We start from the raw sequence: 20371 nt of genomic DNA, 5'->3' as shown, positions 1-20371 counted from the left end.
CTCGGTGAAGATGGAAATGCTCTCTAGACCAGAATTGGGCCGGTGTGAACCCTGAGGGCGGCGGCAGGACGAGGGAGTTTACACTTCAGGCGAGCCGATTTGCTACGGAGGCTAGCATCCAGCGGACCATAAGATGATCTAAGGCTAGTTCAACGCTTGCCTTCTCGTTGAGGCCGAGAGAATGGATCCGCAGGAATTGGGGTTATTTTGAACGGTGGTGCGGCCGCTCGGAATTCAACGGGTTTGGCGTCGAATTCCTTCTTAAGCTCATTCATTACCCGTGTACGTTCCAGCTCTACCCAATGGCAAGCCACTCCCACCAGCTCACGGAGAAAGCCTTTTTCCGGAAAATCGGTAAAACTTGTGCTCAGATTCAGCGACAAGACGTCCAGAGCGGTCAATCCAACGGATCGGACCACGAGAACGAAAACTCCACCAAAGAGCTGTTCGTCGTGTGCGACAACTCGATTGCGGATTAGCTTGAGACGTTCGAATTTTGCTCGCTGGTCAGGATTAAAGACCTGTTTGGACTTGAGTGGCTTGAGGCGGTGGCCGTTCGTGCTCTCAAAGCATCTGCAAAACGCCAATAAGGCGGACTCGTCCAACGCTTCTTCAGTAGGGTTAGGAGAATTGCTTTTTGTGGCTAGATCGAGCCAGTTCAAGGCACGTAGAAGGTCTGCTCCAAAGACAGAAAGCCGCTTCAGTTCGTTGGAAAGCTTACCGTCAACACCATGAACTGTTGCGTCGGCTGGATAACCATCGAGCACTATCGAACCGTTTTCAAAGCGAATACCGCCAAACAATTGTTCACCTCATGTGTCTAGAAGGCTTTTGGCACTTCAATATGAGCCGGGCGCACGTCTGCCACAGCTCGAGCTACAATAGGTTTATGCTTCTTGGTGTGACTGGCTTTGCTTTGCGCCCACGCCGCCTCACTCCCGCCCCTGCGGTTCGATCAGCCCCTCCAGCGGATAGCCCTGAAACATCTTGTCCGTCGCCAGCACGACGTGGCCGTGGAATTTCTCGATCCCAAGGTCGCCCCGGCTCATGAAATCGCTGAGCTCGTTGTAATGATCGATGTCGCGGCAGATCACACGCATCAGATAATCGATCCGGCCGCCGATCTTATAGCATTCCAGCACTTCCTCGCGCTTGCGGATCGCCGCCAAAAAGCGCTCGAAATCGGCTTCCCGGTGGTTTTCCAAAATCACCTCGACGAGAAGCATCACTGTGCTGCAGATTTTCGCCAGATCGAAATCGGCGACATAGCGGCGGATCAGCCCGTCCTTCTCCAGCGCCTTGACCCGCTCGAGACAGGCGCTCGGCGAAAGATGCACTTCCTCGGCGAGGCGGACATTGCTGATCCGCGCGTCGAGCTGCAGCCGCCGCATGATCTTGAGGTCCATTTCATCGACGATATGGCGTCGCGGCATGGGCGCGCTTCCGGGTTGCTGCTGCCTTGATTCGTAAAGGATAACCTCTGAAACGGGGGACGGGCGAATTTTTCCGCGCAGGCGCCGCCTCGCCGCGGATTTTCTGCGCCGAAACGGCTGATTTCCGGGCCAAAAACGCCGCTATTCATGCAATCCTTTCCTTGAGGAGCGAAATCTTCCGAGCCTGGACCGGAGCAGCCGCCATGTCTCTCCAAAGCATCATCGACCTTGAATCCCGCTTTGGCGCTAAAAACTATGCGCCGCTGCCGGTTGTCCTGGCGACAGGGCAGGGCGCGTATCTCTACGACACAGAGGGCAAGCGCTATATCGATATGATGAGCGCCTATTCGGCGGCGAGCTTCGGCCACCTCCATCCACGTCTCGTCGCTGCGATGAAGCGCCAGCTCGACCGGCTCGATCTCGTCTCGCGCGCCTATCATTCCGACAATCTCGGGGCCTTTTGCCAGGATCTCGCCAAGCTTGCGGGTCTCGACGCCTGCCTGCCGATGAATACCGGCGCGGAAGCGGTCGAGACTGCGATCAAGGCGGCGCGCCGCTATGGTTATGACGTTCTGACGATCCCGGAGGACAAGGCGGAGATCATCGTCGCCGCCGGAAATTTCCATGGCCGGACGACATCGATCATCGGCTTTTCGACCGATCCCGCCTGCCGGCGCGGGTTTGGCCCCTTCGCTCCCGGTTTCGTCACGGCGCCCTACGGCGACGCGGCCGCGCTCGAGGCGCTGATCGGACCCTGCACCGCCGCCGTCCTCGTCGAGCCGATTCAAGGCGAGGCGGGCGTCATCGTTCCGCCTGAAGGCTATCTGGCTAGTCTGCGCCGGATTTGCGACCGGCATGGCGTCTTGTTGATTTTCGATGAGGTCCAGTCCGGTCTTGGGCGCACTGGGCGCAATTTCTGTTTCGAACATGAGAACGCGAGGCCCGACGGCCTCATTGTCGGCAAAGCCCTCGGCGGCGGCCTGATGCCGGTTTCCGCCTTCGTCGCGCGGCGCGGCCTCATGGATGTGTTCGATCCGGGCAGCCACGGCTCGACCTTTGGCGGCAATCCGATTGCGGCGGCGGTTGGCCGCGAGGCAATTCGCGTTCTCGGAGAAGAAAATCTGTCCCGGCGCAGCGCCGTTCTCGGCAAAGTCTTGCTCGAAGCGCTTCGCGCCGTCGATCATCCCGGGATCGTCGAGATTCGCGGCAAAGGGCTTTGGGTTGGCGTCGAACTCGACCCGGCCCATGTCAACGCGAAGGATGTGTGCCTTTCCATGGCTCGGCGCGGCGTCCTGACCAAGGAGACCCATGCGACCGTCATTCGATTCGCCCCGCCCCTCGTCATCGAGGAAGCCGATCTCCTTCAGGCGGTGGACCTTTTCCATGACGCGCTTGTCGAGGTCCATTCCGCCGCCGCCGTGAGCTGCGCTGAGCAGATTTAGGCTGGGCGCAGCGCCGACTTTGCCAAGCGCGCGATGATTGGCCAGAGGAGCCTTGTGGGCTCTGGTGCAAACTTTCGGAATCAACGCAACGAATTGATGGGGAGCATGAGTCAGAACTGCATTCCAGATTTCGCGCGCGGTTTTGCCTTTGACGAGAAGCTTGCCGAGTTTGAATTGACCTTTTCTGATCCGATGCATCAGTTCGATGCCGGCTCTGGTGATTGAGGCGCTCCGAAAGCGCTTCAATCCAAGCATGGGACCCAATCGAAGTTTGATCGATCGATGGTCCTGCTCGATCATATTGTTGAGATATTTCGAGGACCTGATTTTGGTTCGCTTGCCTCGATGATGTTCGCCAAGGATTTCCCGGGCCGTCCGATGCGAAGCCTGATAGCCATCAAGCGCGATGGCGCGCGGCAGCCGCCCCTGGCTCTTGAACGCCCGACGGAAAAACGCCGTGGCGGCTGCGACATCCTGCTTGGCGCGGAGGAGGAAATCCACCGTCTTTCCTTGCTTGTCGACGAAAGTGGAAGAAACATTGGCGTCATGCGGTGAGCTGCAGTCTCCCGTCACGTAGTCGTCTGTCGAGCACGGCGACCCTGGCCTGAAGCACACGCTGCGCCCCCTGCGGAGACCAGCGCAACAGAGACCGTATATTTTCGAAATGGTCCCCCCGGCGCACTTGAATTCGATTTCTCCGGTTCGGTCGTTCTCGAAAAGTGACTTACAGGATACGCTCAAATGCTGGATTCGCATCGAGGCATGAAACCAATCCAGAATATGACGCACAGAAGGGTTTGTCGCGCGCCGTACAGTGTCGATGAGGGACGGATCGCCGTCGCTGAAAACGACGACCTCTCGACCCGGGAGCCAACCCTGCGCCTTCATCGCACTACGAACGATTTCATGCCGCGCGGCGGAAATATTCCGCATCGTAGCGAAATGTGATGGAGGCCGGTCTTTCGCCTCGACGCGACCCATCACCACCTCGAAGTGTCTCGTCTGGTACCCGGGAACGGCGCGGACGTAGGCGCCGTCGATGAAGACCGACATCGGGTCATCGCCCGCGCGGCTCATGCGATAAGGAGCTTGGCGATCTCGTCCTGCGATCTGATCGGCAACCGTAGCAAGGCGGGATCTGACCCGTGTGTGATTGTGCTTCCTGGTAGTCGGAACGAACATGTTCATGATCCGAGCGGCATCGCGAAACGGATGACGGGCGCCGAGCTCAGCGAGCACATGGTTCTGGCGTCGTTCGACCGGGCACGAGCTCCGTGACCGCAGGGCCGGCACGGCCTTCTTGCAGGCCAATGTTGCACCGGCAGGCACGAAATCGCGGAGCTTTGATCACGATTTTTCCGAACAAGGTCTGAATTCGCCGCGACTGATAATCATGGATCGGCCGCCGAGCACCGCATCCAACGCAAGAGCGGTGCTTCATGACTGTTTGATCGAATTGGTCCTGGGCGATCCGGGTCTGAAGCTGTTCGAGAACAGCCTTGCCCTCGGCTATTTTCAAACCGAAGTTGGAGCCATCGGATCGGTCAAGATCGCGAACAATCGTCACGAGCTCGGATACTTCCAATCGCTTGCCGTCGGCGTCGATCGCCTCCAGCCGCACCGTCCATTTAACAATTCCAGCCGTTTGCGGCACCCCCTTCGCTGCGGCGCGCCGCTATGCCCAAATTGTTACACCAGAATTTCTTCCACTCCCGCAGTCCTCCTTCTCATGTCAAAAGACATACCTCAGGGTGGACCAGTTCAATGGGGGCGGATCACGCAGGCGTTCGCCGCATAGAACGTTGCGGAAAAGCGCGATCGTATTGTGGCGCTTTGCCTTCGGCAAGCGCTATTCCGGCCAATAGTCTGTCGGCGCGCCCGTTTGCCCGACGGGACGCTCTTTCGCTTCGACGAAACGCGATCCGGCTATTTCGCGACGGGCCCGAGCGACGTCAGATGAGGGAGAAAAAACGGATGCGCTGTTTCCAACGCCCTTGAAGCGCGCAGCACGACGGCGTCGCCATATTGTGGGCCGACGATATGAAGCCCGACGGGCAACCCGTTCAAGTCGAATCCCGCAGGAACCGACGCAGCCGGCTGCTGCGTGATGTTGAAGGGGAATGCGAAGGGCGTCTCTGGCGCCGTTCCGACGCGAGGAACGGGATTCGATGAAATGGGCGTCACCAGCAAGTCGTATTGCTGGTGGAAGCGTCGCATCAAAATTCCGAGTTCAGTGCGGCGCTCGTTGGCCTCTACCACATCCGCAAGCGCATACCGCTCCAGCCTTTCGACGCGAGCCCGAATGGTGGGATCGACAAGTTCTAGTCCCGCGTCGCCGATCTCACGGCGCAGCCGGATGGCGCGTTCGGCGTTGATCGCGTCGATGATCGGCGAAGGGTCGCGAAATCCAGGATCAACCTCTTCGACAATAGCCCCTGCATCGGTCAACCAGGACACAGCGCGGTCGATGACAGCGATGATTCCAGGATCGACGGTCAGATATCCCAAACTTCGACTGTAGCCGATGCGAAGACCCTTGACGCCGCCATCGAGATTGGCGGTCCAGTCCCGAACGTCGCCCGGAATGCTGGTCCAGTCGCGCGCATCGGGCGCGGCGATCACATTGAGCAGCAAAGCCGCGTCTGTCACCGTGCGGGTGATGGGGCCAATATGGAAAAGGCCGCCATTGTGCGGATAGCCGGCTACCCGGCCAAAGGTCGGCTTGAACCCGAATACGCCATTCACCGACGCGGGATTGCGGATCGACCCTCCGCCGTCAGTGCCCACCTGCAGCGGCCCAAGACCGAGTGCCGCCGCCACCGCCGCGCCGCCACTGCTCCCCCCGCTGGCGTATTGGCGGTCCCATGCGTTGGGCGTAATCCCCGCCAACCTTGTTTCAGTCAACCCCTTCAGGCCGAACTCGGCGGTTTGAGTCTTGCCAACGATAATCGCCCCCGACTCCCGCAGGCGAGCGGCGGGAGGCGAATCCTCCGCAAGGACTTTGTCCGGCGTCGCCAGACTGCCCTTGCGGGTCGGGAACCCTTGTACGTTCAGTAGGTCCTTGAACCCGACCGGCACCCCATCGAGCTGACCCTGTGGCGCGCCGCGAGACCACCGCGCCTCGGAGGCCCGCGCCTGAGCCAATGCGGAGTGCGCGTCCACCACTCTATATGCATTGAAGTGCGGTTGAAGGAGCTCTATGCGCGCCAGAACCGCTTTGGTTACCTCAACGGGTGAAACCGCTTTGCTACGGTAGAGCGCGACAAGTTCACGGGCGCTGAGCTGGGTCAGGTCTTGCGTCACTTGGAACTCCCGTTTGAACGACGCGCCGCCACCTCTGCCGAGTGAACCCGGCGACGCCTTCTGGGCGATCGAGCCGATCCTCGGCCGAGCGCCTCCCTCACAATTCAGGTCACTTCAGATCGATCTCGACTTTTTCGACATTGCCTGTGAATGCGAATGGGCTCTCATAGGCATTGGAAACGGGAGACCCGCTGTCCTTGCCGAGGTCGAACGGCTCTGTGATTGAGCTGCCGAAACTCCCGAACTGGCTGAAATGCGCGCGCGCGACTTCGACGCCGTCGATCGACAGCGTCGCGGTCCCCGGCCGGCTCTTCGACACCAAAGCTGGGGAAAGCGAGCCCTTTGCGCTTTCTGTCAACGACCGATCGACGTCGAATTCAAAAGCGATATGCGACTTGCCTTTCGGCAGCGGCCTCGACGATGCCAAAGTCTCGTGAACTTTACCGAAAGTATTGCTCTCATAGACAAGCTTTCCGTCTTTGACGAAGAGACTGTAACCTCCGTAACGACCGCCCCTGGCGACGATCACGCCTTCTGCGGAGCCGTTGGAAGTGTCGACATCTGCGGTAAGGCGGTGCGAACGCGCGCCGACCTCCGGGATGGCGTAGGCCGGCAGTCGCTCGACGCCGGAGAGATAGGCGAAATGCGTCTTTCCCACCACCGGCGACGGCGTCGCGGCCGGCGCGGGGATCGGCACGAGCGGATAGACGCCGTTGCGGCGCGCCTCCTTATCGAACTCGCCTTTCAGCTCTTGCAGCTTCTCCGGGAGTTTACCGGCTAGATCATGCGCCTCGCTGAAATCATCGGCGACGTTGTAGAGCTCCCAACGATCGCCTTCAAATCCACCGCGAAACACTTTGGTTATGTCCGAAAACAACTCCCATGGCGCGTAGCGGCGCGCGCCCGCGACCCAGCCGTCCTTGTAGATCGCGCGATTGCCGAAAATCTCGAAATATTGCGTCGTGTGCTGGCTCTTGACCGTAGGGTCGGCGAAGCTCGCCACCAGGCTCTTGCCCTCGAGCGGCGTTTGAGCGACGCCATCGACCTTCTCGGGAAAGCCGATGCCGGCGGCTTCGTAAATCGTCGGCGCGATGTCGTTGACATGGCTGAACTGGGCGCGCACGGACTCGGGCTTCTGAACATGTCCCGTCCAGGAGACGACGAGCGGGTTGCGCGTTCCGCCGAAATGCGACGCGACCTGCTTCATCCACGGAAAGGGAGCCGTCGTCGCCCAGGACCAGCCTGCGGCATAGTGATTGTCATAGAGCGGGCTGCCGAGGTCCGAGAGATGCGATAACATTTCCGGCACGTCATCCTTCGCGCCTTGGAGCGTAGCGAAATTCGATTCGGATCCGGTCAGGCCGCCTTCCGCACTGCCTCCATTATCTCCTACAACGTAGAGCACCAGCGTATTCTCCGCTTTGCCTGCGTCCCGAATCGATTTCAGAAGTCGCCCAATCTCATCGTCGGTATGCGAAAGAAAGGCTGCGTAGACTTCCATCTGCCGCGCATACAGCTTCTTTTGTTCCGCGCTGAGCGAGTCCCAAGCTGGCAGTCCGTCGGGGCGCGGCGTGAGTTCCGCGTTGGCGGGCACGACGCCGAGCGCTTTCTGACGCCGGAAGGATTCCTCCCGCAGCTTGTCCCAGCCCTGACCGAACTTCCCCTCGTATTTAGCGATCCAATCCTTCGGCACATGCAGTGGGGCGTGGGTCGCTCCCGGCGCGAAATACAGGAAGAACGGTTTTTCAGAAGCGACCGCGTCGTGCTGATGCAGCCAATGTATCGCGTCGTCGACGAGGTCGGTCGTCAGATGATAGCCTTGTTCGGGCTTCTTGAGCGGCTCCACGGCGACGGTGTTGCGATAGAGTTGCGGCTCCCATTGGCTGGTCTCGCCGAACATGAAGCCGTAATAATATTCGAAGCCTAGCCCCGTCGGCCAACGATCGAACGGCCCGGCCGGGGTAATCTCCCAGGACGGCGTATTGTGCCATTTTCCGAAGGCGGCCGTGCTGTATCCATTGAGGCGCAAAATTTGCGCGATCGATGCCGTTTCCTTGGGCCAGACCGAATTATAGGCGGGATAGCCGGTCGCGACGTCCGCGAGATTCCCGAACCCGGTCTGGTGGTGATTGCGGCCGGTGAGCAACGCCGCGCGCGTCGGTGAGCAGATGGCTGTCGTATGGAACTGGTTGTAACGCAGCCCATCTGCGGCGAGCCTGTCGAGTTGCGGCGTCGACGCCGGGCCACCGAAGGTCGCGGACGCCGCGAAGCCGACATCGTCGAGCAGGATGAGCACGACGTTCGGCGCACCCTTGGGCGCCTGTGGCGGCGTTGGGAACGCGGCGACCGATTGCTCGCGCGTGTCGGCGATCTTGCCTCGAAACGGCGCAGTCGGCTTGGGCAATTCGTCCGCGATCGCCGGTCCAGCACTGAGAGACGCGATCCAAAGAGCAAGGAAGGTTTCGGGTAGTGACATCTTCCGCATATCCCGCCCACCTCCACGACAAGATTTCACGATGCCGCCTGAGGCGTTTCGCGATCTCGCGACCGAATCCTTAGATCCGGAGCCTATGACCCCGTTGCGCATTTGTCTATAGAAGTTATATACTTTTGGCGCAGAGCCGTGGTCGGCCTCACGAATGCGTCGCAAGGAGATGTTTCTTAAGCTTGTTGCCATCTGTGCGCCCGCGATCGCTCGTCCGCGTCGGATTGCAATAGTCCGACGCTCTCGGTCTGTTGCCTTTCGATGCGCGCTCCTGCGGCGCCAAGCAGAGAGCGCGCGTCCCCCAAATCACTATGCGAACCCTGGAGTCGATGATGAGCGATAATTGGGAGTATCAACTGCGGATCAAGCTCGGCGACAAATATGCGGACATTGCGCGGAGCGATCCCGGCAACGAGGCGATCAGGCCAATCGTCGAAATATTGATCAAACATAACGCGGCGTTGAAAAGCCAATACGACGCTTTTGCGGACTATGTTTCCGAGGCCGAGAAACAAGGCGTAGAGCATTTTCCGCTCTACAAATGGACCAAGGCGACGATCGAGGACCCGGCCAAGAAGGCAAAGCACATTGCCTCCTTTGCGGTATACGTCGATGGCAGTGAAGTCTATGCCAAGGCGATCGCCGACGCTCTTGAAGAAGACCTACGGCCTCTTATCAGCCGTGGCCTGGTCTTGAACTTGTCCAAACACGACACCAACCCGGCAAATAATCCGCAACCGCCGTCGCACCTTGCCTGATGCGTCGGTCGAAGTTTTTCTCGGGCGTGCGTACCTCCCGAAGTCGATTTTAAGGCGATTATGTCCTTTGTGAACCATGCGAATCGGGCAGGTTGTCAGTATTGTTGATAACCTTAGGAGTTTGCGGTGGGCCTTTTATTCCATCATTTGGATGACACGACACGCCCGTTCATGCGGGACGAGATCGAGGCGCCCCGGGGCGGCTTCGTTCGTCCGCCCGCTCGAGTCGGGCTCTGTCAGCTCCAGCAAATCGCGCCGCTTCATCTCATGCCCCGGGCTAATAACGACCCAAAATCCATTTCACCCGCAGGTTTGAGACGGTCTTATCGCCAAATACCGATTCGCGATGCATGCTGGCATTGAGGCGGGCGCCGCGAAGCGATCGCGACATTCGCGTGTCTGGGCGTGATCTTCTATTGGGGTCGTATGTGGTCCACACCGGCTCCGCGCGAATACATCCCGACGATCTGCGGGATCCCGTATTCATGACCAGAACTCCAGCTGGCGTAGCAACACCGCGTCGCTGCAATGTTGCGAATCGACGAGGCCATCGTCCCCGCCATCAACCTGTGGCGCCGCATGAGTCTTTCGAGACAATCACCCCTCACTGCGGTATTTTTCCTTCGCCTGCTTTAGTTGGACTGCCTTCCAAGCGTCATAATTGTTAAAAGAACTCGAAACGCCTTGAACGTGTCCATCTGGCGATTCAACAGCAGTCGATTCGTCCCAATAAGCGCCCCCTACCGTAATCGGCTCAATACCGTCACCCAGACATATAGCTGTCGACTCGGTGTGAGTAATCCGCCATCCAATAATCAACTCTCGGCAAAATGCAGACTCTAGATCAAAACCAGTCCCATTATCCAAAAACCGCACAAGCCACCAACCGGGTGAAGCAGAGATGATAGTTGTCATCGGATCCTCCATTTTGCTATCGTGCCGAAGCGCTCAAAAGCATCCTTGATAACCGGCCGCCGACCTTCCTCAAAATAACAGAACTCCGGCTGGGTTTCCCAGAGGCGCCGGCACCCGAACGTATTTGTTGGCTTATGGCGCAATCGGCCTACTTACTCGCTGGATCCGTATTCGCTTGGTTTATCGTGTAGTACCGTATTGACTGGCGCGGCTGCGATCGGCGTTGCCGCGCATTATGCAGGCGTGATCAGCTCCAAGGACCAACTTGCGGCGGTATGGTGTGATCTGGGGTTTCCGTGACCGAGATCAAACGCGGGGGATGGGAAGCTTTTTTCGCGAAGCGCGGCGCAGGCGGCTGCATTCATGGAGCGCCTTCAGCGCTCCTCTATGCGCACTTGAGCCATCAGGCGTTCGATATCTTTTCGCAAGCAAAGTCCTGTTCCGGGGCCAAGAAGGGCACTGGAGCCCGCGGCGACGGCCATACGTAAAGCCTCAGTAATTGAGAGGCTTTTCGCGAGGCTCCAAACCAGCGCGGCGAGAAAGCTGTCGCCGGCCCCGATGGTGGTCGCCTCGTGGATCGGCGGCGCCTCGGCCCGCAGCGTGATCTCGCGCGTCACCAGCAAAGCGCCGCGGTCCCCGAGCGTCAGGGCGATGATGCGCGCGGCGTCCGCAGCGACGAGCTTTTGGCAGACCTCAATCCAGGACGCCTCGGTGTTCAATTTTTGGCCGGTCAACTGACGAAGCTCTCTTAGGCTTTGCTTGACAAAATACACGCCTTCGTCCAGCGCCGCGCGAAGGGCTGGTCCCGAGCTGTCCACCACAAGCTGGGCGCCCGTTCGCTTCCCGTGCTTGGCTAGGCGAGCATAGGCATTCTCAGGCGCGCCTGGCGGCAAACTGCCGCTACAGACGATATATCTCGGGGGTGATCCCCGGATGACGGCGTCGCGGCAGCGTCGCCAGGCCGACTCGCTGAGCGAAGGCCCAGGCATCACGAACCGATACTGCTGCTTCGTTTCTTTTTCGAACACGTGAAGATTTTCGCGCGTGTCCTGGCGGGTGAGGACGACGTGGCTCGCGACCTTTTCGTGTCGCAGAAGGTGCTGCAGCATCGCGCCGGAGGGGCCTCCAGCAGGAAAGACGGCGGTCACGTCGCCCCCCAAGCGGCTGATCACGCGGGCGACGTTCACGCCCCCGCCGCCTGGATCGCGCCGGAGTTCCCCGCAGCGCAGCTTGTGGCCAGGGATCAGCCGGTCTATCGACGTGGAGAGATCCAGCGCGGGGTTGAGCGTCAAGGTGACGATGTTGGTCATGCTGGCCTTGGGGCGCACTCCGTGATGACTTACAGATGCTCGATGAGGCCAACCGCTCACGGAAACTTCTTACACAAAATAGCTGCTCCCGGTCGTCTCGTCGCTGAGCGCGTCCATCTCGATGAGCGCCAGGCGGAAGCTTGCGACACGTAAGAGCGTAGCGCGCCAGTCCGCGATGACGCTGAAGTTGTCGACGAACCAGCGCAGCGCCTGCTGCACCTGATTAAAGGCGCCGACCGCCATCATCAGCGAGCCCAGAGACAGATCGCCGCTGAAATAACCCGGGGCCGCGACGACGATCGGAGCGGTCCTCACCGAGGGGCCGGCGGGGATGAGCGGAGCCGTTGCGAAAAGCGAGGAAATCGCGGCCTCCGACCCCGACCGATATGTTCTTCTTCAGCAATTCAAGAACCCGGCAAATCCCGCAATTCATCAGGAGACCACCGGTCCGGAAATCTGGAACGACACCGAAGGCGCCGTCGACATCTTCGTAGCCGGGGTGGGTACGGGCGGGACCATCACCGGTGTCTCGCGCTACATCAAACTTACACGAGGAAAGTCAATCGTCTCGGTCGCCGTTGAGCCATCCGCAAGTCCCGTGCTTACACAGCGCCAGGCGGGTCAGCCGCTGAAGCCCGGTCCTCACAAGATCCAAGGGATCGGCGCGGGATTTGTGCCGGACGTTCTCGATCTCTCGCTAGTGGACGAGATCGAGCAAGTCACCAACGAGGAGTCGATCGAGTACGCCCACCGTTTGACACGCGAAGAAGGGATCCTCTCCGGCATTTCGAGCGGAGCTGCCGTTGCTGCGGCCGTGCGCATCGCTAAGCGGCCCGAGAACGCCGGCAAGACCATTGTCGCCATTCTTCCGGACTCCGGCGAGCGCTACCTCAGCACGGCGCTCTTCGAAGGAATCTTCGATGCGAAAGGCCTCGCGGCATGACCACGCTCGTCAAGCAAAGCGATGACGTCATCGCAGCGCGCGGCTCGGACCTCGGCCATATCGTGGCCGATCTGAACGGCCAGCGCGCCGCCTCGGAGCATAGCGGGCGCCGCTACGGCCCGAGGCCTTTGCTCCCATCTCGGGAAGCGGTGATCGGCATCATCGATGGGCTGGTCGCGGCGCTTTTTCCAAGACATTTCGGACCGCCGGGTCTGACCGACGAGGGCGCTGATGGTTTCGTGGGTTACGCTGTGGACGCGGCGCTGCAGTCGCTAGAGGAACAGGCGCGCCGCGAACTTCAGCTGGAATCCGAGGAAGCTGACAAGGGCGCCGCCGATCAGGCGCAGCGGGCGAGCGAGATCAGAAACGGGTTCGCCGCAGCGCTGCCGAAAGTGCGGACGCTGCTAGAGAGCGACATTCGCGCGGCCTTCGAAGGGGACCCCGCGGCCAAGAGCCTCGACGAGGTGGTGTTCTGCTACCCTGGCGTCACCGCGATCATCCGCCACCGGGTCGCACATGAGTTGTATCTCCTGGGCGCCCCTTTGCTCGCCCGCATCGTCTCCGAGATCGCGCATTCCGAGACTGGCATAGACATCCATCCCGGGGCTGAAATCGGCGAAAGTTTCTTCATCGATCACGGGACTGGCGTCGTCATCGGCGAAACGTCGATCATCGGCCGGCATGTGCGGCTTTACCAGGCCGTTACGCTCGGGGCGAAACGGTTTGAAGTGGATGAGCACGGCGCCCTGATCAAGAACTACGCCCGGCATCCCATCGTCGAGGACGACGTCGTGATTTATGCAGGCGCGACAATCCTCGGCCGGATCACCATCGGCCGCGGCTCGGCCATCGGCGGCAATGTCTGGCTCACTCAAAGCGTGCCGCCGGGCAGCAATATCACCCAGGCCAAGCTGCGCAGCGAGGCCTTCGATGAGGGTGGGGGAATCTGAATCAAAGAACATCGCGCTCAGGCGCACAACCAGAATCTGGCCAATTGGCGGCCGTCGCGGCGGAGAGACCGTTGTCCGCCTCTTGCTTAGCAGCATATGCAGACGCGGCGGCGCTGAGCCTGCCCTCGAATAGTTTGCTGCGCTCCATCACGACGGAGTTCCGGACCACGGAGACCGAACTCTTATCGGAGGTGGAGATAGTCCGCAGCCCTGATCAAGGAGAAGTCGATGGCGCAAATCTATAATTTCAGTCCGGGGCCCGCCATGCTTCCTGCTCCGGTGTTGGAGAGGGCGCGTGAGGATTTGAGAGGGTGGCGCTCCACCGGGATCACCGTGATGGAGATGAGTCATCGCGGCAAGGATTTCATCGGCATCGCCGAAAAGGCGACTGCCGATCTCCGCGAATTGTTGGCGATCCCCCAAAACTACAAGGTTCTATTCCTGGCGGGAGGAGCGAGTGCGCAATTCGCGGCCGTGCCGCTGAACCTGTGGCGCGGCAAGACGAAGGTTTCCTACGTCAGCACCGGTTATTGGTCGGAGAAAGCGATTGCCGAGGCGAGGCTCTTTGGCGAGGTGCAAGTCGCGGCAAGCGGCAAGGAAAGTAATTTCACCACGATCCCGCCGCGGCCGCAGTGGAGTGTCGATCCCAATGCGGCTTACCTGCATTACACCGCCAACGAAACCATCGGCGGAGTCGAGTTCCACAGTGCGCCCGAGGCGGGCGGATTGCCGCTGGTCGCGGACATGTCGTCGAACATTCTGTCCCGTCCGGTGGACGTCAGTCGATTCGGGGTCATCTACGCCAGCGCTCAAAAGAACATCGGCCTGCCCGGCTTGGCCGTGGTCATTGTGCGTGACGACTTGATTGGACAGGCCCTGCCGGGGACTCCCTCGACCTTCAATTACCGGCAACAGTCGGACCAAGGGTCGATGGTCAACACTCCGCCGACCTATAGTTGGTATGTAGCCGGCCTTATGGTGGACTGGCTAAAAGAGCAAGGCGGGCTCAAAGCCATAGAAGCCCGCAATATACGCAAGGCGGAAAAGCTATATTCGGCCATCGATGCCTTTCCGTTCTATTCGAATCCTGTGGACCCCGCCGTCCGCTCTCGCATGAACGTCCCCTTCCATTTGGCGGACGCCGCCCTGGAGACTCCGTTCCTGGCGGCCGCGAAGGAGGCGGGGCTCGCGTATCTCGAAGGGCACCGTTCCGTCGGCGGATTGCGAGCCAGCATCTACAACGCCATGCCGGAAGAAGGTGTGGACGCTTTGATCTCCTTCATGCGCGAATTCGAGAGAAAACGGGGGTAATCCCATGTTCAACGTTCTGACCTACGACAAAATTCCGGCGGACGGCCTGAGCTGGCTGCCGCGTGACAAATATTCGATCGCGCCGGAATGCTCCCATCCCGACGCCATCCTCTTGCGGTCCTTCGATTTGCACAGCGTGCCGATTCCCGAGTCGGTTCTGGCTGTGGCGCGCTCGGGGAGCGGCGTGAACAACATCCCGGTCGAGGCGTGCTCGAAGCGCGGGATTCCCGTTTTCAATGCGCCGGGCGCCAACGCCAATGCGGTAAAGGAGCTCACTCTCGCCGGCATGTTGCTCGCCGCTCGCAACGTTGCTGCGGCTTGGGATTTTGCCCGCAGTCTCAAGGGCGACGATACGGCTATTCAGCACCAGGTGGAAAAGGAGAAGAAGCGTTTCGACGGCTTCGAGCTCGCGGGAAAGGCGCTCGGCGTTCTGGGTTTGGGCGCAATCGGGGTGCAGGTGGCTAATTCGGCGATCGGTCTGGGGATGCACGTGTACGGTTTTGATCCGTCGCTGACGGTCAACCGGGCCTGGCAACTTTCGTCATCCGTCATCGGCGTGCCGAGCATCGACGATTTGTTGGCAAAGGCGGATCTGATCAGCCTCCACATCCCGCTCAACGATCAGACCAATCACGTCATTGACAAAAAGCATCTCGCACTGATGAAACAAGGAGCGATCCTGATCAACTTTGCGCGGGCTGGGGTGGTTGACGAGGCCGCGTTGGGCGCCGCCCTCGACTCAGGCAAGCTGCGCACCTATGTCACTGATTTCGCGACTCGCGCCTTCCTCGATCATCCGCATGCTATTGTGCTGCCCCATCTCGGCGCCTCCACCGCCGAGGCCGAGGTCAATTGCGCGACGGTGGCGGCCGAGTCCCTCGTCGATTTCCTCGAAAACGGCGAGATCCGCAATTCGGTGAATTTCCCGAAGGTAGTCATGCCGCGCAGCGGCCGCGCGCGGCTGGCGATTGCGAACGAAAACGTGCCCGGCATGGTGAGCCAGATTTCTGCCGCTTTAGCAGCGGCCAATCTCAACATCGACAATTTGCTCAACAAGTCGCTCAACAAATATGCCTATACATTGATCGACCTGAATACTGAAGCGCCTCCCGAAACGCTGCAGCTCATCCGCGCCATCAATGGCGTACTGTCCGCGCGCATCGTTCCAAAATCGGCAGGCGGCTTCGAGTGATATGAGTGCGAGTCATGCGTGATCATCGGCGCCGAGCATGCTGCGTCCCTCGCTCTCTCAATCTCCGGGGTGATGGCGCGTGTCCCCAAAAATGGGGTCTATTGGCTTTTCCCCACTTGCGCTCTATCGAGCGCGCGCCGGCGCCTGAAGGCGAAGCGATGCTCGATTGCGCCTTGACCCTGATCGCCGCAACGGACAGCGAAACGCTGATCGAGACCGCCGCCTCCGCCGCGCGCGAGGCGCTCACCAACCTCGGCGCGCGAGTGGGTCAGCCCGACTGGCTGGCCCCACGGAAAGCGCTTGACCTTTTCTTTGCTGACGTCACTCTCGACCAAGCCGATGTCGGGATGCGGGCGCTCCTCGCCAAACGGTTTCCCGGCGCGAAGCTGGACCTTGTGGTTCAGGAGGCCGCCGATCGGCGCAAGCGCCTTGTCGTCGCCGATCTGGAATCGACCCTCATCGAAAACGAGATGCTCGACGAGCTTGCCGAATTCATCGGCGTTCGGGACAAGGTTGCGGAAATCACGCGACGGGCGATGAACGGCGAGATCGACTTCGCTACAGCCCTCAAAACCCGGGTCGCGCTTTTCAAGGGCCTGCCGGAAGCGGCGCTGGGCGAGGCGGCCGCACGGATCCGCCTTATGCCGGGTGCTTCCGTCCTCATTGCGACGTCACACGCCCATGGCGCTCGTGTCGCGCTCGTCACCGGAGGATTCAGCGTCTTTGCCCGCCACGTGCAGAGGATGCTTGATTTCGACGTCGTGATCGCCAATGAACTCATCATTGAAAGCGGCAGGCTGACCGGAACGGTGCGCGAACCGATCGTGACGCGGGAGGGAAAGGAGGCGGCGTTGATCAGTCTCGCCGCGGAGCACGGCGTTCCAAGGCGTTTGACGCTCGCCATAGGCGACGGCGCCAATGATCTGCCAATGTTGGAGGCGGCCGGCCTTGGCGTCGCCTTCCACGCAAAACCTGCAGTTGCTGAACGGGCTCGCACCCGCCTCGACTATTGCGATTTGACCGCGCTTCTTTACGCCCAAGGTTACCGCGCGACGGAATTCGCGGCTGCTTAAGGTTTGAATAGCTTGAGGAAAGTGACCCTCAGGCTTTTGGAGGAGGCCTGCCGGCGCCATATCCGGCAGACGATGCTCTGCGACCGGCGCGTCAATCCTGGCGGCAAATGAAGGCTCGGTTGTCGGGAAAGAGAGCATGCAAAATCGTGGGGTCCGTCAGGCTGCGATCAGCGCAGAACGATTGTTATTCTCGGCCCGGAAGACAGGATATCGGCCATTGCCGGACGACGTCTCCGACGACGCTTTTGAACGCAAGCTTTTTGGCCGCGCCGGAATTGCGCCGGGCCAGAGGTGGCGGGTCGAGGCGGACTGGGCGGATTTGGCGCGCGAACTGAAGCACGCACCCGAGTTATAACTTGATTAAATCCATGGACTGAATATAATTTGATGCGCCCCGATGCTGGCTTGATTTTCGTCGGGAGCTCAGCGGAAATGCCCAGGAGTTCTCACATGCACCGCAGAACATTGCTGAGCGCCATGCTGAGCGCGGCCGTCGCCAGCGTTTTGACGCCAGGGGCGAAGGCGGCCGAGCCGACGGAGATTAGGGTCGGCTTTCAAAAATCGGGCGTCCTTTTCGCCGTCAAGCAACGCAAGACGCTGGAGTCCGCGTTCAGAGCGCAGAATATCGGCATCAGATGGGTTGAATTCCAGTTTGGGCCGCCGATCCTGGAGGCCATCGCCACCGGCAATGTCGATTTTGGTTATACCGGCGACGCCCCGCCGATTTTCGCTCAGGCAGCCGGCGCCAATCTTCTTTACGTAGCTGCGCTTCCTAACCATTCGAGCGAAGGCATCCTCGTCCATGAGGACTCGCCGATCCGGACAATCGCCGACCTCAAGGGCAAGACGGTCGGTCTCGCAAAGGCCTCGAGCGCTCACGCCACGGCTGTCGCCGCCTTGGAAAAGGCGGGCCTGAGCTTCAATGACATCAAAGCGGTCTATCTTCCGCCAGCCGACGGAGTCGCGGCCTTCTCGCGCGGCAGCATTGACGCATGGGTTGTCTGGGATCCTTATTTCGCCCTTGCTGAGAAGAACAAAGCCCGCGTCATAGCGTTGAATACCGAGGTCGAAAGGCCGCACGGCTTTTTCCTGGCGGCGAAAAGCTTTGCCCAGGACCATCCTGATCATGTGACGAAGCTCAATGACACATTGGCGAAGGAACTAGCTTGGGCGCGCGGCAATCGGCCCGAATTGGCGCAAGCGCTGCATCAGTCGAGCGGCGTCGATTACGAAGCCGTGCTCAAGGCGGTGCAACGCTCCGATCTGACCGTCGCGCCGCTGAATGACGAGACTATCGCCGATCAGCAATTGATCGCCGATCGGTTTTACAAGCTCGGGCTCATCCCAAAGCAGATCGCCGTCCGCGACATCGTCTGGAAATGGACGCCGAGTTCTTGAATGGCGTCGCGAGCCGCGCCCTCATCCTGGAGATGAATCATCCGAGGATCGCGTCTCGCTTGAGGAAGCTTGGCCTCGAGACGCCTCTCGCCTTGCCAGGGCGAGGCGGCGCGCCTACTCGGAAAGGCCGCAACCGATGAGCACCCCGACCTCGACGCTGGCGGCGCCGCGCCCTCGGCGGGTTTCGCTGCTTGCAGGCAAACTTTTCAAGAAGCTTCGGCGCGTCGGCGTCTTGAACTGGTCCCTCCCCATTTTGCTCCTTGTCGTTTGGCAAGCCTGTTCCTCGTTCGGCTATTTGACCAATAATATTCTGCCGTCCCCCGCGGCGGTTGCGCTCGCCGGATGGAAGCTTGCGCTCTCCGGCGCGCTCGTGGCCAATGTCTGGGTCAGTTTCTTGCGCGCGATGGCGGGCCTCATCATTGGCGGCGCGATCGGCTTCGCTTTCGGCTTCGCCAACGGCCTTTCCGATCTCAGCGAAAAGCTGACCGACACCACTTTGCAGATGGCGCGCAATATCCCGCATCTGGCGCTGATTCCGCTCGTCATCCTCTGGTTTGGCATCGACGAAGGCGCCAAGCTTTTCCTGGTCGCGCTCGGGGTCTTTTTTCCAATCTATCTGAATACGTTGCACGGCATACGCAATATCGATCCGCAACTTGTCGAAATGGGCCGCAGTTACGGTTTAACGCCGCGCGAACTTCTGCGCCGCGTCATTTTCCCTGGCGCATTGCCTTCGATCCTGGTTGGCCTGCGCTACGCGCTGGGCATCATGTGGCTGACCCTTATCGTCGCCGAAACGATCGCGGCGCAATCGGGCATCGGCTACATGGCGATGCAGGCGCGTGAATTCATGCAGACGGATATCGTGGTTTTTTCGATCCTTATCTATGCCGCATTGGGCAAAGTTGCCGATGCGACAGCTCGATTGATCGAAAAGACCACATTGGCCTGGCATCCGGCCTACAAGAGGTGACGAGGCGGCATGTCCTTTGTTGACCTTTGTCCCGCGTTCGAGAAAAACGCGGACCCATTTAGCGATGGCGTCTCCCTGACCATCCGAGGGCTGGCGCGATCTTTTGGATCGACCAAGGTGCTGAGCGGGCTCGACCTCGATGTGCCCACTGGTCAGTTTGTCGCCATCGTTGGGCGCAGCGGCTGCGGCAAGAGCACCCTGCTGCGGCTCATTGCCGGGCTCGACGAGCCGACCGAGGGACGTCTGCGCTTCGCCGGCAAGGCTTTGGCGCGATCTGGCCCAAGCTTCGGCGGCCCCAACCTCGCCGGCCATAGCCTCGTGCGCGTCATGTTTCAGGAGCCCCGGCTGCTGCCCTGGGCGCGCGTCATGGCGAATGTCGAAATCGGCCTTGGCGCGGTCGAGAGCTCGCCGCAGACACGCCAGCGGGTGATCGAGGCGCTCGAAGCCGTCGGGCTCGCGGAACGCGCCGGGGAATGGCCCTTCGTCCTTTCAGGCGGCCAGAAACAGCGTGTGGCGTTGGCGCGCGCCTTGATCAGCCGTCCGCAACTCCTTGCGTTCGACGAGCCTCTCGGCGCGCTCGACGCTCTCACCCGAATCGAAATGCAGCGCCTCCTGGAGCGGATTTGGCTTCGCGACCGATTCACCGCCATCCTTGTCACGCATGACGTCATGGAAGCTTTGACGCTGGCCGATCGCGTCCTGTTGATCGAGTCTGGCCGCGTGACGCTGGACCTCGCCGTCGATCTGCCACGCCCGCGACGGCGTGGGTCGGCGGAACTGGCGCAACTCGAGGAAGGCATCCTCGACCGCCTGCTCGGTGATGAACAATTTGAAAGCTGCGGTAGCGCGCGCTCGCCTCGACGATGAATTTGGAGAAAGACGCCC

General features: G+C 60.3%; 18 protein-coding genes and 3 pseudogenes. 13 read left to right on the top strand and 8 right to left on the bottom strand.

Annotation, left to right across the window (positions count from 1 at the left end):
* Window positions 1-149: 149 nt before the first annotated feature.
* Both DL86_RS19725 and DL86_RS06890 read right to left on the bottom strand, forming a co-directional pair.
* Window positions 150-803 carry a hypothetical protein gene (locus DL86_RS19725; protein ID WP_156964519.1) on the bottom strand — a complete coding sequence of 218 codons (654 nt, stop codon included), beginning with the start codon at window positions 801-803 and terminating at the stop codon, window positions 150-152.
* Window positions 804-932: 129 nt separating this feature from the next.
* Window positions 933-1433 carry an Lrp/AsnC family transcriptional regulator gene (locus tag DL86_RS06890; RefSeq protein ID WP_036259709.1) on the bottom strand — a complete coding sequence of 167 codons (501 nt, stop codon included), beginning with the start codon at window positions 1431-1433 and terminating at the stop codon, window positions 933-935.
* A 203-nt stretch (window positions 1434-1636) separates the two neighbouring features.
* On the opposite strand from DL86_RS06890, the gene rocD reads away from it, so the two are divergent.
* Both rocD and DL86_RS20445 read left to right on the top strand, forming a co-directional pair.
* On the top strand, window positions 1637-2875 hold the full coding sequence (gene rocD, locus DL86_RS06885; protein WP_036259707.1) for an ornithine--oxo-acid transaminase: 1239 nt from the start codon (window positions 1637-1639) through the stop codon (window positions 2873-2875).
* 54 nt (window positions 2876-2929) lie between these two features.
* The gene (locus DL86_RS20445; protein ID WP_245276282.1) at window positions 2930-3100 is read left to right on the top strand and encodes a hypothetical protein; all 171 of its coding nucleotides are present in this window, start codon (window positions 2930-2932) and stop codon (window positions 3098-3100) included.
* Here DL86_RS20445 and DL86_RS20810 read toward each other — a convergent pair.
* A pseudogene (locus DL86_RS20810) lies at window positions 3044-3397 on the bottom strand (DDE-type integrase/transposase/recombinase); the annotation flags it as partial. The gene DL86_RS20445 and the pseudogene DL86_RS20810 overlap by 57 nt on opposite strands.
* 778 nt (window positions 3398-4175) lie before the next feature.
* Between DL86_RS20810 and DL86_RS19720 the strand changes: the two are divergent.
* Complete coding sequence (locus DL86_RS19720; protein ID WP_156964518.1) at window positions 4176-4673, top strand: FYVE zinc finger domain-containing protein; 498 nt, start codon at window positions 4176-4178, stop codon at window positions 4671-4673.
* Between the two features lie 128 nt (window positions 4674-4801).
* Here the strand turns inward: DL86_RS19720 and DL86_RS06865 are convergent, their stop codons facing one another.
* Window positions 4802-6178 (bottom strand): amidase, encoded by a 1377-nt coding sequence (locus DL86_RS06865; protein ID WP_036259701.1) that lies wholly within the window; start codon window positions 6176-6178, stop codon window positions 4802-4804.
* Window positions 6179-6287: 109 nt separating this feature from the next.
* Complete coding sequence (locus DL86_RS06860) at window positions 6288-8654, bottom strand: arylsulfatase (RefSeq protein WP_036259908.1); 2367 nt, start codon at window positions 8652-8654, stop codon at window positions 6288-6290.
* 338 nt (window positions 8655-8992) lie between these two features.
* Between DL86_RS06860 and DL86_RS06855 the strand changes: the two genes are divergently transcribed.
* The gene (locus DL86_RS06855; protein ID WP_342585856.1) at window positions 8993-9421 is read left to right on the top strand and encodes a hypothetical protein; all 429 of its coding nucleotides are present in this window, start codon (window positions 8993-8995) and stop codon (window positions 9419-9421) included.
* A gap of 597 nt (window positions 9422-10018) precedes the next feature.
* Here the strand turns inward: DL86_RS06855 and DL86_RS19715 are convergent.
* From DL86_RS19715 to DL86_RS06845, 3 genes and pseudogenes are all read right to left on the bottom strand, one after another.
* Window positions 10019-10336 (bottom strand): hypothetical protein, encoded by a 318-nt coding sequence (locus DL86_RS19715; protein WP_156964517.1) that lies wholly within the window; start codon window positions 10334-10336, stop codon window positions 10019-10021.
* A gap of 374 nt (window positions 10337-10710) precedes the next feature.
* Window positions 10711-11646: a 1-phosphofructokinase family hexose kinase gene (locus DL86_RS06850; protein WP_036259699.1), complete on the bottom strand. Its 936-nt coding sequence runs from the start codon at window positions 11644-11646 to the stop codon at window positions 10711-10713.
* Between the two features lie 105 nt (window positions 11647-11751).
* A pseudogene (locus DL86_RS06845) lies at window positions 11752-11952 on the bottom strand (ABC transporter ATP-binding protein/permease); the annotation flags it as partial.
* Between the two features lies 1 nt (window position 11953).
* On the opposite strand from DL86_RS06845, the pseudogene DL86_RS06840 reads away from it, so the two are divergent.
* From DL86_RS06840 to DL86_RS06805, 9 genes and pseudogenes are all read left to right on the top strand, one after another.
* Window positions 11954-12589, top strand: a pseudogene (locus DL86_RS06840) (pyridoxal-phosphate dependent enzyme); the annotation flags it as partial.
* Complete coding sequence (gene epsC / locus DL86_RS06835) at window positions 12586-13539, top strand: serine O-acetyltransferase EpsC (RefSeq protein ID WP_036259696.1); 954 nt, start codon at window positions 12586-12588, stop codon at window positions 13537-13539. The pseudogene DL86_RS06840 and the gene epsC, both read left to right, overlap by 4 nt.
* Before the next feature lie 228 nt (window positions 13540-13767).
* Complete coding sequence (serC, locus tag DL86_RS06830) at window positions 13768-14850, top strand: 3-phosphoserine/phosphohydroxythreonine transaminase (protein ID WP_036259693.1); 1083 nt, start codon at window positions 13768-13770, stop codon at window positions 14848-14850.
* 4 nt (window positions 14851-14854) lie between these two features.
* Window positions 14855-16042 carry a 3-phosphoglycerate dehydrogenase family protein gene (locus tag DL86_RS06825; RefSeq protein ID WP_036259690.1) on the top strand — a complete coding sequence of 396 codons (1188 nt, stop codon included), beginning with the start codon at window positions 14855-14857 and terminating at the stop codon, window positions 16040-16042.
* Between the two features lie 116 nt (window positions 16043-16158).
* Window positions 16159-17115 carry a phosphoserine phosphatase SerB gene (gene serB / locus DL86_RS06820; RefSeq protein WP_245276280.1) on the top strand — a complete coding sequence of 319 codons (957 nt, stop codon included), beginning with the start codon at window positions 16159-16161 and terminating at the stop codon, window positions 17113-17115.
* Between the two features lie 217 nt (window positions 17116-17332).
* On the top strand, window positions 17333-17470 hold the full coding sequence (locus DL86_RS19710; protein ID WP_156964516.1) for a hypothetical protein: 138 nt from the start codon (window positions 17333-17335) through the stop codon (window positions 17468-17470).
* Between the two features lie 95 nt (window positions 17471-17565).
* A complete protein-coding gene (locus DL86_RS06815; protein ID WP_036259903.1) occupies window positions 17566-18513 on the top strand; it encodes an aliphatic sulfonate ABC transporter substrate-binding protein in 948 nt (315 codons plus the stop codon).
* 136 nt (window positions 18514-18649) lie between these two features.
* A complete protein-coding gene (locus DL86_RS06810) occupies window positions 18650-19486 on the top strand; it encodes an ABC transporter permease subunit (RefSeq protein ID WP_051952892.1) in 837 nt (278 codons plus the stop codon).
* A 9-nt stretch (window positions 19487-19495) separates the two neighbouring features.
* On the top strand, window positions 19496-20353 hold the full coding sequence (locus DL86_RS06805; RefSeq protein WP_051952890.1) for an ATP-binding cassette domain-containing protein: 858 nt from the start codon (window positions 19496-19498) through the stop codon (window positions 20351-20353).
* The last annotated feature ends 18 nt before the right edge of the window (window positions 20354-20371 follow it).

Source organism: Methylocapsa aurea (assembly GCF_000746085.1).
Lineage (GTDB): Bacteria > Pseudomonadota > Alphaproteobacteria > Rhizobiales > Beijerinckiaceae > Methylocapsa > Methylocapsa aurea.
The sequence above is the reverse complement of the archived record's forward strand: the minus strand, read 5'-3'. Positions and strand labels throughout refer to the sequence as shown.

Excerpts from the sequence above, each read along its gene's own strand:
- DL86_RS06890 (WP_036259709.1), bottom strand. The coding sequence starts at position 1,433 with ATGCCGCGACGCCATATCGTCGATGAAATGGACCTCAAGATCATGCGG.
- rocD (WP_036259707.1), top strand. The coding sequence starts at position 1,637 with ATGTCTCTCCAAAGCATCATCGACCTTGAATCCCGCTTTGGCGCTAAA.
- DL86_RS06805 (WP_051952890.1), top strand. The coding sequence starts at position 19,496 with ATGTCCTTTGTTGACCTTTGTCCCGCGTTCGAGAAAAACGCGGACCCA.
- DL86_RS06850 (WP_036259699.1), bottom strand. The coding sequence starts at position 11,646 with ATGACCAACATCGTCACCTTGACGCTCAACCCCGCGCTGGATCTCTCC.
- DL86_RS19715 (WP_156964517.1), bottom strand. The coding sequence starts at position 10,336 with ATGACAACTATCATCTCTGCTTCACCCGGTTGGTGGCTTGTGCGGTTT.
- DL86_RS06810 (WP_051952892.1), top strand. The coding sequence starts at position 18,650 with ATGAGCACCCCGACCTCGACGCTGGCGGCGCCGCGCCCTCGGCGGGTT.
- epsC (WP_036259696.1), top strand. The coding sequence starts at position 12,586 with ATGACCACGCTCGTCAAGCAAAGCGATGACGTCATCGCAGCGCGCGGC.
- DL86_RS06825 (WP_036259690.1), top strand. The coding sequence starts at position 14,855 with ATGTTCAACGTTCTGACCTACGACAAAATTCCGGCGGACGGCCTGAGC.
- DL86_RS06815 (WP_036259903.1), top strand. The coding sequence starts at position 17,566 with ATGCACCGCAGAACATTGCTGAGCGCCATGCTGAGCGCGGCCGTCGCC.
- DL86_RS06860 (WP_036259908.1), bottom strand. The coding sequence starts at position 8,654 with ATGTCACTACCCGAAACCTTCCTTGCTCTTTGGATCGCGTCTCTCAGT.
- serC (WP_036259693.1), top strand. The coding sequence starts at position 13,768 with ATGGCGCAAATCTATAATTTCAGTCCGGGGCCCGCCATGCTTCCTGCT.
- DL86_RS06855 (WP_342585856.1), top strand. The coding sequence starts at position 8,993 with ATGATGAGCGATAATTGGGAGTATCAACTGCGGATCAAGCTCGGCGAC.